We start from the raw sequence: 15,148 nt of genomic DNA, 5'->3' as shown, positions 1-15,148 counted from the left end.
TTCAGTTAAGGAAGGGAGGTCGCCATGGATGCAGTCATCATGCTGGCGCTTCGCATCGGCTTGTTGGCTCTGCTCTGGATTTTTATCCTGGTGGCCTTGAACGCCATGCGCCGCGATACCAATAAGTCTGCCGGTGCTATCCGCCAACAGTCGAAGAAGGTGGGGGCACCGCGGCGTCGGGAAGCGATTAAGCAGCTGTCCATCGTTGAGGGGCCGTTGCAAGGCTCCCACATGGAATTGGGCACACTAGAGGATTGCACGCTGGGCCGAGCCTCTGATTGCGATTTTGTCACGGGCGATGATTATTCTTCTGGCCACCATGCCCGGCTATTCCGCCGCGGTAGCGAATGGGTAGTAGAAGATTTGGAATCTCGCAATGGCACCTTTGTCAATGGCGTGCGCATCGACCAACCTGAGGTAGTCGGCGCGGACTCCGAAATTAAGCTGGGCCGCACTACCGTGAGGTTGAACGCATGACACTGAAGCTGAACTTCTTTGCTAAGTCCGATCGCGGCCTCATTCGCGATAACAACGAGGACTCAGGCTACGCCGGTCCTCACCTTTTGATCTTGGCCGATGGCATGGGTGGCCACGCGGCGGGCGAGGTTGCCTCCGAGCTGATGGTCAACCACCTAGAAATCTTGGACCAAGATCCGGGCCAGGAAGACACTAAAGCACTGCTGGAAGCGGCCGCTGACCAGGCCAATGAGGCCATCAGTGATCACGTCAAGGCCCATCCAGAAACCGAAGGCATGGGCACCACGCTATCCACCATGCTCTTCAACGGCACGGATTTCGGCGTCTGCCATGTGGGTGATTCCCGCGGATACCTGCTGCGCGACGGCAAACTCGAGCAGATCACCAAGGATGATACCTACGTGCAATCCCTGGTGGATAAGGGCGAACTGGACCCAGGCGACGTCTCGTCGCACCCGCAGAAGTCCCTCATTCTAAAGGCCTATACGGGCCGCCCGGTCGAAGCAACCCTGTTTACCCTCGAAGCCAAGCCGGGCGATCGCATCCTGCTGTGCTCCGATGGGCTTTCGGATCCGGTAACCGCCTCCACTATTGAGACCGCACTGGGGCAAGGCAGCATTGAGCAGGCCGGCTCCACCCTAGTGGACCTAGCCATCCGTTCCGGAGGCCCGGATAATGTCACCGTGGTTATCGGTGAGGTAACTGAGGAAAGCCCCCAGGAGCACGAACCATTCCGCGTCGGCGCCCTCGCGGGCCCGACTGAAGAGCCAACCCATCCGGATTCTTCCGCCTCGCGGGCGGCACAGCTCTCCCGCAAGCCTCAAGTAATTCCACCGGCCGTCATGGCCGATGGTGAGGAGGAGCGCCCCGAGCCAGCTGATGAAGAAGCGGAGGAGGAAACTTCCGGCCGAAAGACCGGCTGGAAGGTCCTTCTTGCCCTGCTCATCGTCCTCGCGCTGGTCATCGGTGCCGGACTGTGGGCAAAGAACTTCTTGTCCAATAATTATTACGTAGCTACCAACGAGGCACAGGAAATCACCATCCAACAGGGTGCTGATTACTCCGTCTTTGGCAAGGAACTACACTCCACGAACCAATACGTGTGCATCAATGACAGCAATTCGCTCCTCTTTTCCGGCGAGCCGTGCAAGGGCGACTTTGCACCGCTAAAGGTTACGGACCTACCGGAATCTGAACGCAGCGCCGTCGACCATCTCTCCACTGGTGATCTGGGTGAGGTGCAGCAGCAAGTCAATGATTTGGGCGATAAGGCGCTCAAGCCATGTATTACTGCGCCGAGCCAAAAAGATAAGAAGGATGCCAAGAAAAACAAGCCTGGCGTCACCTGCCGGGAGGTGTAGGTTGTGAAAAAGTTTTTTAGCCGAGGGACCGAACTCGGCCTGCTCATCCTAGCCGCCATTGTCTTCGCTATTACCCTGGTCAGCCTGGAGCTTTCCCAGGACAACGCTCTGACCATGGACCTGGTTTATCTCATTGGCGGTTTCATTGGCGTCTTTACCGTCGCCCATCTGGTGATGTGCTTCTTAGCACCTTATGCCGATCAGATCATGCTGCCCATCGTGGCGATCCTCAATGGCATTGGGCTCATCATGCTGGCCCGCCTGGATTTGGTGAATGAAAGCGGCCTCGCGGTGCGTCAGGTCATGTGGACCATCGTCGGACTCGTGCTCTTCGTGCTGGTCTTGGCCATTTTGAAGGATCACCGCTCGCTGACGCGCTACTCCTATATCTTGGGTGCCGCAGGCCTTGTCCTGCTGGCCCTGCCGCTGGTATGGCCGCAGCCTCCAGGCGTGGAGGCACGCATCTGGCTAAACTTGGGTCCCTTTTCCATCCAGCCCGGCGAGTTCTCCAAGATCTTGCTGATCTTGTTCTTTGCCATGCTGCTGACGCAGAAGCGCTCCCTATTTACCGTGGCGGGATACCGAGTACTGGGTATCTCCCTGCCGCGCTTGCGCGACCTCGCACCCATCCTGATCATTTGGGCCATCGCGATCGTCATCATGGGTATCTCCAATGACTTCGGCCCAGCGCTGCTGCTGTTTAGCACCGTCCTTGGCATGCTGTTTATGGCCACGGGCCGGGTGAGCTGGCTGCTTATCGGCGTTGTCCTCGTCGGTGTAGGTGGTTTCGGTATTTATCAGATCTCCGCGAAAATCCAGCAACGCTTTTCTAACTTCCTAGACCCGCTGGGCAATTATGATGGCACGGGCTTCCAGCTTTCCCAGTCGCTATTCGGCATGTCTTCCGGTGGCATCTCTGGCAGCGGCTTGGGCGAGGGGCATCCAGAACTCGTTCCGGTGGCCCACTCGGATTACATCCTTGCTGCAATCGGTGAGGAGTTCGGCCTCATTGGCCTTGCCGGCGTACTGGTGCTTTTCGGTATGCTCGCCATCCGCGGCTTTGGCACTGCGCTGCGCACCCGCGATACCTATGGCAAGCTGGTGGCTTCCGGTCTTTCTCTTACCTTGGCAGTCCAGGTCTTCGTGGTCACCGGCGGCATTTCCGCCCTGCTGCCGATGACCGGTTTGACCACGCCGTTCATGTCTGCCGGTGGTTCCTCTCTCATGGCTAACTATGTGTTATTGGCGATCTTGCTGCGGATCTCTAACGCGGCTCGTCGCCCCATGCAGGAGACCTCGAGCAATGCGCCGAGCGATACCTCCATGTTCCCGTCGGTCCAGGAGGCTCACCGATGAATAGATCCATCCGTCTAGTGTCCTTATTCGCCATCATTTTGACGGCCATCTTGCTGGTCAACTTGACGGTGATTCAGGCTTTTTCTGAAGATAAATACGCCCATAATCCGCGGAATATGCGCGGCTTCATGGAAATGCAGACCACCCCGCGCGGACAGATCTTCGCGGGCAATACCGTGTTGGCACAGTCGACGCAGAACCCAGACGAGACCTACTCGCGCTCCTACCCCATTGATTCACCGGCCTTTGGCAACTTGACCGGCTACCTGTCGAGCCAATTTGGTGCCTCGGAACTAGAGTCCTCCCAAAATGACATCCTCAATGGCACCGATGATTCATTGATGAAGCAAAACTGGCTCGATGCTCTGGCCGATAAGCCGAAGCAGGGCGCAAATGTAGAGGTCACCATCGATCCTGCACTCCAGCAGGCTGCCTATGATCAGCTTGTGGGCCCGGGTTACGAGGGCTCTGCGGTTGCCATTCAGCCTTCCACCGGCAAGATTCTGGCTATGGCCTCCAACCCTGGCTATAACCCGAATGATCTGATGGGCGATTCCGCTGAAGATGTTTGGGCCAGCCTGCAAGAGCAGGAGGGGCAGCCGCTGGTCAACCACGCCGGTGCAGAAACGCTACCTCCCGGTTCAATTTTCAAGATCATCACCGCCGCGGCCGGTCTGAACAACGGTTTTAATCCTTCCTCCACCTTGACCGGTTCCAATGTCATTACCTTGCCAGACACGGTGACGGAGCTGACTAACTATGCCAACCAAAAGTGCAACGGCCAGGATGCGGTAACCCTGCAGACCGCCTTTGCGCTGTCGTGCAATACCGCTTTTGTGGAGATGTCGGAGCAGCTCGGCGCAGATGAGTTGCGCAAATATGCCAAGGCCTTTGGCGTGGGAGAAAACTATGACTTGGGCGTCTCCACCTCCGCCGGTACCTTGGGCGATTTGCCGGATGGGGCGGCCACGGCGCAGTCCGCCATTGGTCAGCGCGATGTCACCATGACCGCGCTGCAAGCAGCTGTTATGGCGGGCACCGTGGCCAATAAGGGCACCCGCATGCAGCCCTACCTGGTCAATCGCATTACCGACGCCCAGATGAAGGACATCCGCACCACCAAACCAAAGAAGGCGGACCAGGCGGTTAACGAGGAAACTGCGGCTACGCTTACTGATTTGATGTATGCCTCGGAGCGTTCCTCCGCTGGATATGATGGCAATGGCTTTGCTTCCAAGACCGGTACCGCTGAGCATGGCGAGGGCCTAGCCCCGCACGTGTGGTACGTCGCCTTCGATCCGGAGCGGGATATCGCAGTGGGCGTCGTGGTAAAAAATGGTGGTAACTTAGGTGAGTCCGCGACAGGCGGCAAGGTTTCCGGCCCAATTGGCCGCGCTATCCTGCGCGCATACCAGGGGGAGCAGTAATGAATAGCGCCGAGAATAAGGAACATCTCCAGACACTGATTGGCAGCGACTACGAGCTGCAGTGGGTAATCGGCCACGGCGGAATGTCCACCGTGTGGTTGGCCGATGACACCCGCAATGATCGGGAGGTCGCGCTCAAGGTTCTACGCCCGGAGTTTTCCGATAACCAAGAGTTCCTCTCGCGTTTCCGCAACGAAGCAAAATCGGCCGAATCTATTCAGTCCGAGAACGTGGTAGCCACCTATGATTACCGCGAGTTGGAAGACAACGGCCGCAAATTCTGTTTCATGGCCTTGGAATACGTCCGTGGCGAATCCCTTGCAGACCTGCTGGCGCGCGAAAATACGCTGCAGGAGGAGCTGGCTCTCGACGTCCTCGAGCAGGCTGCGCATGGCCTGTCCATCATCCACCGCATGGAGCTCGTGCACCGCGATATTAAGCCCGGCAACTTGCTCATTACGCAAAATGGCCAGGTCAAGATCACGGACTTTGGCATTGCCAAGGCAGCCGCAGCCGTGCCGCTGACTCGCACCGGCATGGTGGTAGGCACCGCACAGTATGTGTCTCCCGAGCAAGCACAGGGAAAGGATGTGACGCCGGCTTCCGACGTCTATTCACTCGGCGTCGTTGGCTATGAAATGCTCGCCGGCAAGCGTCCCTTTACCGGAGATTCCTCCGTGTCCATCGCCCTGGCGCATATCAATCAGGAGCCGGATCCGCTATCGACAAATATCAGCGCCCCGGCGCGCGAGCTCATTCGCATTGCGTTGCGCAAGGATCCGGCCACCCGCTACGCCGATGGCAACGAGTTCACTCTAGCCATCTCCGCAGTCCGCTTGGGCAAGCGCCCGCCACAGCCCAAGTCCGCACCGCTAGCGCAGCGCGCACCAGAACCATCGCCGTCCGCCTCGACGGAGATGTTGGGCAACGTTGCCCAACCCACCACGATCCATCCGGCAGCGGGAACCGCTCCAGTTAAGGAATCGAAGGGTGGCTCCTCCTTTCTGAAGGGCCTGGGCATCACCTTGCTCCTCGCGGCCTTGGCCGGCGGTGGTTACCTCGCCTACCAGCAGCTAAGCGATAGCGAGGGAACGAGCGCACCCTCCAGCACGCCGGAAACCTCGGTGGTTACGGAGTACCGCGATCCCACCACCACCCACCAAGACACCCCGGACGAAGATACGGAAGAGGCCCCAGCACCGGTGACGGTGACAGAGACCGAGCCGCAGGAGACGGAGCAAGAAGAGACTCCGCGTACTACTCACCGTGAGACACCCACGCGCCACTCGCCCACCCACCAACAGCAGCCCCCGGCCCTACCGACGCAACAGAATCCGCAGGATACGCACGTTGAAAACACACCTGAGCTGGATACTCCAGTAAACTCGCAGGCTAATGAGCTCCCCGGAGACTTGGCTGATTTACTGACACAGGAGGGTGACTAAGCGATGGTCAATGACCGCTATCGGAGAGGCGAGATCATCGGCGCCGGCGGCATGTCTGAGGTCTATGCCGCCGAAGACACTGTCCTAGGCCGCCAGGTTGCGGTAAAGATGCTCCGCCCGGAAATGGCGCGCGACGTCAATTTCCGGGAGCGTTTTTACCGCGAGGCCCAGAACTCGGGCAAGTTGAATCACCCCAATATCGTGGCGGTTTATGACACCGGGGAAACCGAGCTGGATGGCATGACCATCCCGTATATCGTCATGGAGCGGGTCAATGGACGCACCCTGCGCGATATCATTCGCGAAGATGGAGCACTATCCGCCCAGGAAGCGGCGGATATCCTCAAACCGGTAGCGGATGCACTGCAAGCCTCGCACGAAGCCGGCATTATCCACCGCGATATCAAGCCGGCAAATATTATGCTCACCAACACCGGCCAGGTGAAGGTGATGGACTTCGGCATCGCTCGCGCCTTGGATGATTCCACCTCGGCGATGACGCAAACCTCCGCCGTTATCGGCACCGCCCAATATCTTTCTCCCGAGCAAGCCCGCGGTAAGAATGCGGATGCCCGTTCGGACGTCTATGCACTGGGCTGCGTGCTCTACGAGGCCCTTACCGGTCAGACCCCATTTGAGGGCGAAACCCCGTTTGCGGTTGCTTATCAGCACGTACAGGAAGAGCCGACACCACCGTCGGAGCTCATCGCGGATCCTTCACTAACCCCCACCCAGCGCGTCAACATTGATGCGGTGGTGCTTACCGCAATGGCGAAGCACCCTGCGGATCGTTATCAATCCGCCTGGGAGATGGCCGGCGATTTGGAACGCCTGCGCAATGGACAGGTCACCGCGGCAGCGCGCATGCATGTTAATGAGGACGAGGTCGAGCAGCCTACCGAGATGGTGGGTGCCGCTGCGGCCCCCGCGGCAGCGCACCGCGCACCGATTCAATCCACCCGCCCCTCCGAAGAGGATGAGAAGCAGGGCGGCGGCTGGATGAAGTGGTTGGCTGCCTTCTTGGCCGCCCTCTTGGTAGCTATCGTGGGCTACTTCGCATGGGACTTCTTCTCCAATGACAAGAAGGATCCCGAAAAGCCACGCCAGACCCAATCTGCCCCGCACGACAAGATCATCGTGCCAGAGGTGGAAAACCGCCCACGCAATGAGGTGGTTAAGGAACTCGAAGACATGGGCCTGCAGGTTACCGTCAACGAGGAAGCCAACCCGGATATCCCTCGCAATAATGTCATCCGCATCAACCCCGCCCCGGGTTCCGAGCTGCAAAAGAATGCCTCGGTAACGTTGACTGTGTCCTCCGGTAAGGAAATTACTGATGTCCCGGACATCACCGGCATGACCTTGGACGAGGCCTCCCAGGCCCTCGAAGAGGCCGGCTTGGCACTCAACTCCGACGTTTCGGAGGAAAACGATGAAGCACCAACCGGCCAAATCATCAAGCAGGATCCTGCCGGCGGCACCCAACTATCCAAGGGATCGAAGGTACGGGTGACGGTGTCTAAGGGCGTCGAAAAGAAGCGCGTACCCGATGTTTCCGGCATGAATGTAGAAGATGCCCAAAGCCGCCTCGAATCCAATGACTTTGATGTAGACGTGCGCGAGGTCGATTCTTTGGAGCCGAAGGGCACGGTGCTGAGCGTATCCAATGAGGGCGCGGAGCTGGAAAAGGGCAAGCCGGTCACCGTTGAGGTCTCCAATGGCATGCTCTTTAAGGCTCCTGACCTGGTAAGACAGAGTCAGAAGCAGGCCGAAGATGAACTCCGCGCGGCTGGCTGGACTGGCCAGCTAGTGCCGGGTGAGCCCGTGCCTACCGGCGCACTGGTGGATAACAATAAGATTGGCTGGGCCTCTGTGAATCCAGGCGATACCATGCGTAAGGATCAAAACATTGAGGTTCGCCTGTGGAATTTCGACCCCGCTGCACTTCTGCCGCAGCCATAGCTGCTGGTATCCTAAGGTCTCAGTACGAACTTAGATAAGAACTTAAATCTAGAAAAGGTATCTTATGCCGAAGTCAAAGATTTCTCAGAGCTCCTCCGTCCCTACCTCGAGCTCTGCTACCAACCGCACCCCCGTCAAGATCAATTCGGAGGGCACCCCGAAGTGGTACGTAGCCATCATGCTGGGCCTGATGGTCATCGGCTTGCTGTGGCTCGTGGTCAATTACCTCGCTGGCCAGGACATCCCATTCATGGCGGACCTCGGCGCTTGGAATTATGGCATCGGTTTTGGCTTGGCCATCATCGGCCTGCTGATGACCATGGGGTGGCGCTAAGCTAGACCTCCCAGCCTGTTCCCTCGCTCCCTGCTTCCTGTAGGTGGCGAGGGTTTTTCATATCTAGGAGCCACATGTCTCGCCACATTTTTGCTGCTGGCCTCATCATTTCTGTGGCCTACGCGGCTGTTCACATCGCGTTTTCCGATACCACCCTACTCACCGGCGCCGCTCCCCTCCGGCTTTCCGTGCGCAACTACCTAGGCAACGTCCTGGGCTCGGGCATGGTGTGGGGAATCTTTAGCTACCTCATAGGCAAGAAATTCTCGGGCCGGTGGCTAAAGGCTCTCCTGGCCGGTACGGGAATTATCGTTTTGATGCTGGCCGTGCACTACGCCTTGCTCGTGGTCTTCGGTGTGTACAACTGGCGGGAGGCATTTGAGTACAACGCCCAGTGGTTTATCCTGGCTCTCCTCTCTGGACCGGTATTGGGGCTGGCCGGCGCGGCCTCGGCCCAGTTCCGGTGGTTCGACTATCTCGCCGTCCTGGGCTTCCTCATCGAGCCTGTCATAGCAGGGCTCGTCCCAGGCAGGTCCTACTTGCCCCGCACCACGACCATCCCTGGGTACTTCGCCGCTGCGACTCTCTGGCTCATCGGCGCGGGCCTCTTTTTCTGGCAGCGCCGCCTTTCCACCCGCTGAGCGCTTCCTCGGCGGCCCACCATCCCGGCATACCGTGCACTCCAGCACCGGGAGCGGCGGAGCTGGAGGCCATATATACTCCCGGAGCGAGGCGATGCGGATGGGGCGAAAGGCGTGGCCGCAGGAGAGTTTGCAGCCCAGTCATGGATCCGCCGGCAATATCGCCGCCCACCAGGTTGGGATTCCACCGCTCCAGCTCGGCTGGGCTAGTGGCGTGGGTAGCCAGGATGGTATCCCGAAAACCGGGGGCAAAGCGTTCGATCTGCGCAGTAATCAGCTCGGTTACCTCACCCGGATAGCACTCCGCATAGCCGCGCGGGACGTGCGCATAAGTCCACAGCGTAAGCCCACGGGAAGGGTCGGCCACGTATTGTTGGCAGACCAATACTAGGGGTCGCTCGGGCATGCGCCGCTTGCCGACGTCCCCCTCTGCCCTACAAATCTCCTCCACCGTGCCTCCCACATGCACGGTGCCGGCCTGGCCCACGCGCGAGTCGGTCCACGGCACGGGCTCGCTGAGGTGGAAATCCACTTTGAAGACGGCGCTGCCATATCGCCAGCGCGTCAGGCTGCGGCTAACACGGCTGGGAAGCTCCAGCCCACGTAGCCCCAGGATCTGCTGCGGGGTCAGGTTCACAATGATCGCCTCGGCTGCGGGCAATTCCCGCAGGTCGCGAACCTCGCATCCGGTGTGGAGGCGGGCATGATGGGAACGGAGGAGGTTTAAGAGGGCGTCGATAAGAGCGCCGGTGCCGCCCTCCACTACGGGCCAGCCGCGGGTCATGCCTAGCCCGCCAAAGAGCAGGCCGAATGCGGAGGTAAATGGCCTCGTAGGCGAGGTAATCGCGTGGACCGCGCTGCCCGCGAAGAGGGCGCGGGCCTGTGGCGTAGCCAAGACCGCTCGGCCGAGCTGACTGGCGGGCAACGTTCCGGCCGCACCGAATTGCGCCAAGCGCATGGGGCGATCGGGCCAGCGCACCAGTGGCGTTAGTGCATTCGCCACATGCTCATCAATATGCCGGACAATGTGTCCGTGCAACCGCGTCCATGCGTGAGCATCGACTCCCAACTCCGCGGCCGTATCCGCCAAAGAACTCTGCAGGATTCCGGCCGGGGCTCCCTCTAACGGATGGGCCATGGGATAGGAGGCGTTAAGCCACCGCAAACCATGGGATTCCAGATCAAGGGCGTGGAACGCCGGACTCGCCACGCCAAAAGGGTGCCCGGCCGCTCCGAGATCCACAATCGTCCCCGGAAAAATCTCCGTCGAGGAGGCTGCCGCGCCACCAGCCCAGCCGGCCCGTTCGTAGATATCCACGCTCCAGCCAGCCATGGCCAAACGCGCCGCGGCCGTGAGTCCATTAGGTCCTGCGCCGACGATCGCAGCGCGAGGTTGATAATCCACAATGCTCCTTATGCAGGTCAGTACCCAAATTTATCAGTCTTGCTCACACAGTGGGAAGAAAGTTATCCACAGGCTGTGGAGAAAGCCTGTGAAATGTGAAATTCACACAATTATTAACACCCTGTGGATAACTGTTTTCACGGACTTCCACAGGCGGATTTTCTTACTTTCGCACAGTCTAGACCAGCGTGATCAGGGAAAACTCCGGAAAAGCGTTCGGTAAATTACAAAAATGTAGTTATCCACATTGTGGATAAACATTGTGGAATTCTTTCGCACATGCTTTCCGGTGATCAAAATTCACAGTTATCCCCAAAACCCAGCTTGTTGGGCTAAGAGCGCGAGGATTACCGCGGCCACCACAACAACACCGCCCCAACGAAGGACAGGGCTTTTTCGATAGAGAAAAAGGCTCAACACGAGGCCTGTGCACAACCCACCCAAGTGTCCCCACAGGGATACGCCATTGGCCAGGAAGGTATAGGCCACGTTCGCCACAACCAAGGCGATGGGCGCGCGGAGATCGAGTCCGCGCTGGCGATAAGCACCTACCAGCATGACCATGAGCGCGAATAGCGCGCCGGAGGCGCCGACGGTGGGGGTATTGAAGTCGAATTTCAAGATCATGGCAGACGCACCTAGGCAAGAGGTGAAATAAGCGGCAAGATACAACCCAGTGCCAAGCGTCCGCTCCACTTCCCTGCCTATGAGCAAGAGCATGATCATATTCACCGCCAAGTGACCCGCGTCTAGGTGCATGAACTCCGAAGACAGCGCAGTCTGAGGGCGGAAGGGATAATCCGGTCCCCACAGGCCCCAATCCGCTGCGAGCGGGGAATCATAGAAGGTGGCTCCTAGCGTGCGCGCCTGCACCGCGGTAATCAGCCAAGCGATGATGCACACCGCGGCAATGAGCGCGGTCGCTGGGGTAGCGCGGACATAGTTTCTCACCATGGTCATGAAGTTGTCAGTCCTTTAGGCGGGGTCTGGCTGTGGATAGCTCGGGAAAACTGCAACGAGCCCGCCGCCGCACGAATAATGCGGTGACGGGCCCGAGGAAAAAGGCGATTACGCGATATCGATGGACTCGATAACAACGTCCTCGTGCGGACGGTCCATGCGGTCGGTATCCACCTTGGCGATCTTGGATACAACCTCCTGGGAAGCAGCGTCAGTTACCTCGCCAAAGATGGTGTGGTGGTTGTTCAGGTGCGGGGTCGGCGCCACGGTGATAAAGAACTGGGAACCGTTGGTGCCTGGGCCGGCATTAGCCATGGCCAGCAGGAATGGGCGATCGAACTGCAGCTCCGGGTGGAATTCATCCTGGAACTGGTATCCCGGGCCACCGCGGCCGGTGCCGGTCGGGTCGCCGCCCTGAATCATGAAGTTATCGATGATGCGGTGGAAGATTGCACCGTCATAGAACGGGCCGGACTGCTCGCCCTTTGCGTTCTGGGAGGAGTAGTCCTTCTCGCCCTTGGCCAGGCCGATGAAGTTTTCAACGGTTACCGGTGCATGGTTACCGAAGAGATCGATAACAATGTCACCGTAGTTGGTATGCATCGTTGCAGTTGCGGTCTTCTGAGTCATGCCAGCCATTGTAAAGAATTTAACGCGTGCCTGCCGCGCATGACATAACGCTGTCAGCGATCGCGCTAGCCTGAAGGCATGATTCGCGCGCTTCTTTTTGATCTGGATGACACCTTGCTCGATCACACCCGCGCGGCCCGAGACGCGGTGGATCAGTGGTGCCGCAAGCTCGGCCTGCCCGAGGGCCAGCATGCGCGGTTCGCGGCCATCGAACGAAAGTGGTTTCAAGCCTATGAGCGCGGCGAGGTCTCCCACCACGGCCAGCGCGCGGAGCGCTGCCGCGAATTCCTCGGCCGGAACATGAGCGATGCCGAGGCGCTGGCCGCCTATGACGGCTATCTTTCCGCCTACCGGGAGCAATGGCGCGCCTTTGCCGACGCCCTGCCCACCCTCACCTGGGCCCTCGAATCCGGTTTTCAGGTCGGCATACTCACCAACGGCGAGCGCGAAATGCAGCAGGCGAAGCTGGAGGCTACGGGCCTTGCGCTTGCCGACGTCCTCCTCATCCCCACCGTCGACCTCGGCTGCCCCAAACCACAGCGGGAGGCCTACCTCGCTGCTTGCCGCCAGCTCGAAGTGGCCCCCGCAGACACGCTCATGGTGGGCGATTCCCTGGCCAACGACGTACAGGGAGCTCGCACAGCGGGTCTGCATGCGCTCCACCTCGATCGTACCGGTAAGGGAGATCTCAGCTCGCTTAGTGCGCTGAGAGAGGTTCTCCCCCAAAGAGCCAGCTGACCACGATGGCGCCCGGATCGATAACGCCCTTGCTGCGATCTCCCAGGTAGGAGGCGCGGCCTTTCTTTGCCGCGAGATCCTCGGTGTCGAGGGCGCCGGCATGGGCGGCGTCGAAAAGCTCCTGCAAGGTCTCCGCGTCCGGATCCTTCGCACCTAGCTCGCGGGCTTTTTCTGCGGCCGGAATGAGGGCATCTAGCATGGTGCGATCACCGCGCTGGGCGCCGCCGAGCTCGTGGATTAATTCAGCCGCTGCATTGAGCCCGTCCGCCAGCGACTCCGCCCGAGCCAATTCATTAAAGAGCGTGCCGAATACAGCGCCGGAGGTACCACCGGCGAGGACGAGCAGGCGCTTGGCCAGCCCGGTGAAGATCTCGGTATCCCTGCCGCGCAGGGGGAGCTCAATGCCGCCGAAGGCCGCCTCCATGTTCTGGCCAAAGTCGCCGTCGCCGGCTTTGCGGTCCAGCTCAGTAAGCGCCTCGAAGGAGGCTTGGAGACGCTCCACAAAGGCGGTGAGCCACTGGTTCTCCTCGCCCTCGGTAGGAAGTTCATCCTGGAAGGTGATGGTGGCGGGTTCTACCGCCTTCGCGCGGCCCAGGGCATGGGGCCAGGCAGGGGCGGCAGTGGGGGCGTCGATAAGCTCGAGCAGCTCCGCATCTGCCTTAAGCAGCGTAAAGGAAGCACCGTGCATATTGACCGCGGTGACATAAGAACCCACCAACGACCGAGCTACGGTGACGCCTCGCTGGGCCAGCTGCGCGGCGGCCTCACCAAAGAGCAAACTCAGCTCCAGCGGGGTGGTGCCGCCTAAGCCGTTGACCAGGCATACCACTTCATCGCCTTGACCCAGCTCAAGGGCTGGCACGATCTTATCCAGGACCTGATTCACGATGGCGCTCGCGCTATCTACCTGCTCGGTATGCGTGCCCGGCTCACCGTGAATGCCCACTCCCACCTCCATCTGACCGGTTGCAAGATCAAAGGTCTCACGGCCGGTAGTCGGCATAAAACCGGCACCCAACGCCACGGACATGCTGCGAGAATTATCCGCAGTGCGCTGCCCTAATTCAGCAACCTTATCCACGTCGTCGCCGCGGTAGGCAGCAGCGCCTGCGACCTTTTCCACCAGGATGGTTGCCCCCGTGCCGCGACGGCCGGGGCCATCCTCGTGGCCATCAGTGGCAAGATCATCGGCTACCAACACCGTGCGCGTGGTTACCGCCTCGGCAGCATTGCGAGCGACGGTGAAATTCATGACGTCTCCGGTGTAGTTTTTCACCACGTGGACTACTCCCCTGCCTTGGTCAGCCCACTGGGTGGCCTCGCTGACTTGCACCGCGTTGGGGGAGGTAAACAGCAGTCCCGGACAGGCCGCAGCGAGCATGCCTTGGCCTATGAAGCCGGCGTGCATCGGTTCATGACCGGAACCGCCACCGGAAATCACCGCCACTGCTGGATCACCGTCTTCGGTGCGCAGCGATGTGGTGCGGCCGATGAATCCGACGTCGTGCCAGCAGGCATCGGGGTGGTTGGCGATGAGCCCGGCAAGGGCATCAGAAAGGAAGGTGTCTTGGCTATTGCGGAATGCGGAGTGATTCATACTCCCACGCTAGTGATGTTTCTTACCCGAAAGCCAAGACGAGAAAAGAAACATACCGGTTCCATTCGGACACCCAGCTGATTCGCAGCATTTTCGCAATGTGCAGAGGATACTAAAGAAAGCACTACGAAAGGATCCACACATGGATTTCTTGTCCTCCCTCCACAACCTTATGGATGCAGGCTCCCTGCTCCACAGTTTTGGACCCTATATTCTGCTCGGCGTAGCCGTGGTCATCTTCATCGAATCCGGCGTGCTTTTCCCCTTCCTGCCGGGCGATTCGCTGCTCGTTACCGCCGCAATCCTGCGCCACGAGCTAGACATCAATGCCTGGCTGCTCTTTGTCGTAGCAGCAGTGGCTGCCTTCGCAGGCGACCAAGTGGGCTTCTATTTGGGTCGCCGCTTCGGGCGCAAACTCTTCAAGGACGATGCCCGCGTCCTGCGCACTGAGCACCTCGATAGCGCAGAAGACTTCTTCCAGCGTCACGGCCCGGTGGCCCTCGTATTGGGCCGCTTCGTACCAATCGTGCGCACTTTCGTCCCCTTCGCCGCCGGCACCGCGGAAATGGGCTACTCCTCCTTCTTGCGCTGGAATATCCTCGGCGGCATCGGCTGGGTAGGCTCCATGCTGCTCGTCGGCGTACTTCTGGGCGGTATCCCCGGCATCGCCCACTCCATCGACATCATTATGCTCATCGTCGTGGCAATTTCTGTGCTGCCAATGATCATCGGGTGGATCAACAAGCGCCGCAAAGCAAAGCGCGAAATCCCGGCCAGTTAAGGGCAAGTTGCCCATTTCCCAGCCGGGATTCTAT

General features: G+C 59.5%; 14 protein-coding genes. 10 read left to right on the top strand and 4 right to left on the bottom strand.

The genetic code is table 11. The features are described 5' to 3' along the window. The first annotated feature begins 24 nt into the window (after positions 1–24). From ACP8J1_RS00195 to ACP8J1_RS00160, 8 genes are all read left to right on the top strand, one after another. Complete coding sequence (locus ACP8J1_RS00195; RefSeq protein ID WP_005329668.1) at positions 25–477, top strand: FHA domain-containing protein FhaB/FipA; 453 nt, start codon at positions 25–27, stop codon at positions 475–477. Beyond that, entirely contained in the window at positions 474–1,838 is a 1,365-nt protein-coding gene (locus ACP8J1_RS00190) for a PP2C family protein-serine/threonine phosphatase (RefSeq protein WP_023020228.1), read from the top strand. Before ACP8J1_RS00195 ends, ACP8J1_RS00190 begins: the two co-directional genes overlap by 4 nt. A gap of 3 nt (positions 1,839–1,841) precedes the next feature. Further along, positions 1,842–3,194: an FtsW/RodA/SpoVE family cell cycle protein gene (locus tag ACP8J1_RS00185; RefSeq protein ID WP_023020227.1), complete on the top strand. Its 1,353-nt coding sequence runs from the start codon at positions 1,842–1,844 to the stop codon at positions 3,192–3,194. Beyond that, positions 3,191–4,621, top strand: coding sequence for a penicillin-binding transpeptidase domain-containing protein (locus ACP8J1_RS00180; RefSeq protein ID WP_023020226.1), 1,431 nt, complete (start codon positions 3,191–3,193; stop codon positions 4,619–4,621). Before ACP8J1_RS00185 ends, ACP8J1_RS00180 begins: the two co-directional genes overlap by 4 nt. After that, entirely contained in the window at positions 4,621–6,066 is a 1,446-nt protein-coding gene (locus ACP8J1_RS00175) for a serine/threonine-protein kinase (RefSeq protein ID WP_023020225.1), read from the top strand. The genes ACP8J1_RS00180 and ACP8J1_RS00175 overlap by 1 nt, the downstream gene beginning before the upstream one ends. A 3-nt stretch (positions 6,067–6,069) precedes the next feature. Then, positions 6,070–8,028 carry a Stk1 family PASTA domain-containing Ser/Thr kinase gene (pknB, locus tag ACP8J1_RS00170; protein ID WP_023020224.1) on the top strand — a complete coding sequence of 653 codons (1,959 nt, stop codon included), beginning with the start codon at positions 6,070–6,072 and terminating at the stop codon, positions 8,026–8,028. Positions 8,029–8,092: 64 nt separating this feature from the next. Continuing rightward, entirely contained in the window at positions 8,093–8,362 is a 270-nt protein-coding gene (gene crgA / locus ACP8J1_RS00165) for a cell division protein CrgA (RefSeq protein ID WP_005326260.1), read from the top strand. Between the two features lie 74 nt (positions 8,363–8,436). Then, the gene (locus ACP8J1_RS00160; RefSeq protein WP_023020223.1) at positions 8,437–9,003 is read left to right on the top strand and encodes a hypothetical protein; all 567 of its coding nucleotides are present in this window, start codon (positions 8,437–8,439) and stop codon (positions 9,001–9,003) included. Here the strand turns inward: ACP8J1_RS00160 and ACP8J1_RS00155 are convergent. The 3 genes from ACP8J1_RS00155 to ACP8J1_RS00145 all read right to left on the bottom strand — a co-directional run bounded on the left by ACP8J1_RS00155 (position 8,954) and on the right by ACP8J1_RS00145 (position 12,007). Continuing rightward, positions 8,954–10,408 (bottom strand): phytoene desaturase family protein, encoded by a 1,455-nt coding sequence (locus ACP8J1_RS00155; protein WP_023020222.1) that lies wholly within the window; start codon positions 10,406–10,408, stop codon positions 8,954–8,956. The genes ACP8J1_RS00160 and ACP8J1_RS00155 overlap by 50 nt on opposite strands. 306 nt (positions 10,409–10,714) lie before the next feature. Further along, positions 10,715–11,368, bottom strand: a complete 654-nt coding sequence (locus ACP8J1_RS00150) for a rhomboid family intramembrane serine protease (protein ID WP_023020221.1) — start codon at positions 11,366–11,368, stop codon at positions 10,715–10,717. Positions 11,369–11,476: 108 nt separating this feature from the next. After that, positions 11,477–12,007 carry a peptidylprolyl isomerase gene (locus ACP8J1_RS00145; protein ID WP_034656094.1) on the bottom strand — a complete coding sequence of 177 codons (531 nt, stop codon included), beginning with the start codon at positions 12,005–12,007 and terminating at the stop codon, positions 11,477–11,479. Positions 12,008–12,076: 69 nt separating this feature from the next. Here ACP8J1_RS00145 and ACP8J1_RS00140 point away from each other — a divergent pair, with 69 nt between their 5' ends. Then, complete coding sequence (locus ACP8J1_RS00140) at positions 12,077–12,736, top strand: HAD family hydrolase (protein ID WP_034659790.1); 660 nt, start codon at positions 12,077–12,079, stop codon at positions 12,734–12,736. Here ACP8J1_RS00140 and ACP8J1_RS00135 read toward each other — a convergent pair. After that, positions 12,696–14,333, bottom strand: coding sequence for a dihydroxyacetone kinase family protein (locus tag ACP8J1_RS00135; protein ID WP_023020219.1), 1,638 nt, complete (start codon positions 14,331–14,333; stop codon positions 12,696–12,698). The genes ACP8J1_RS00140 and ACP8J1_RS00135 overlap by 41 nt on opposite strands. A 142-nt stretch (positions 14,334–14,475) precedes the next feature. Here ACP8J1_RS00135 and ACP8J1_RS00130 point away from each other — a divergent pair, with 142 nt between their 5' ends. Beyond that, positions 14,476–15,114: a DedA family protein gene (locus ACP8J1_RS00130; RefSeq protein ID WP_023020218.1), complete on the top strand. Its 639-nt coding sequence runs from the start codon at positions 14,476–14,478 to the stop codon at positions 15,112–15,114. The last annotated feature ends 34 nt before the right edge of the window (positions 15,115–15,148 follow it).

It is taken from the genome of Corynebacterium sp. LaCa_205 (assembly GCF_057458085.1).
The sequence above is the reverse complement of the archived record's forward strand: the minus strand, read 5'-3'. Positions and strand labels throughout refer to the sequence as shown.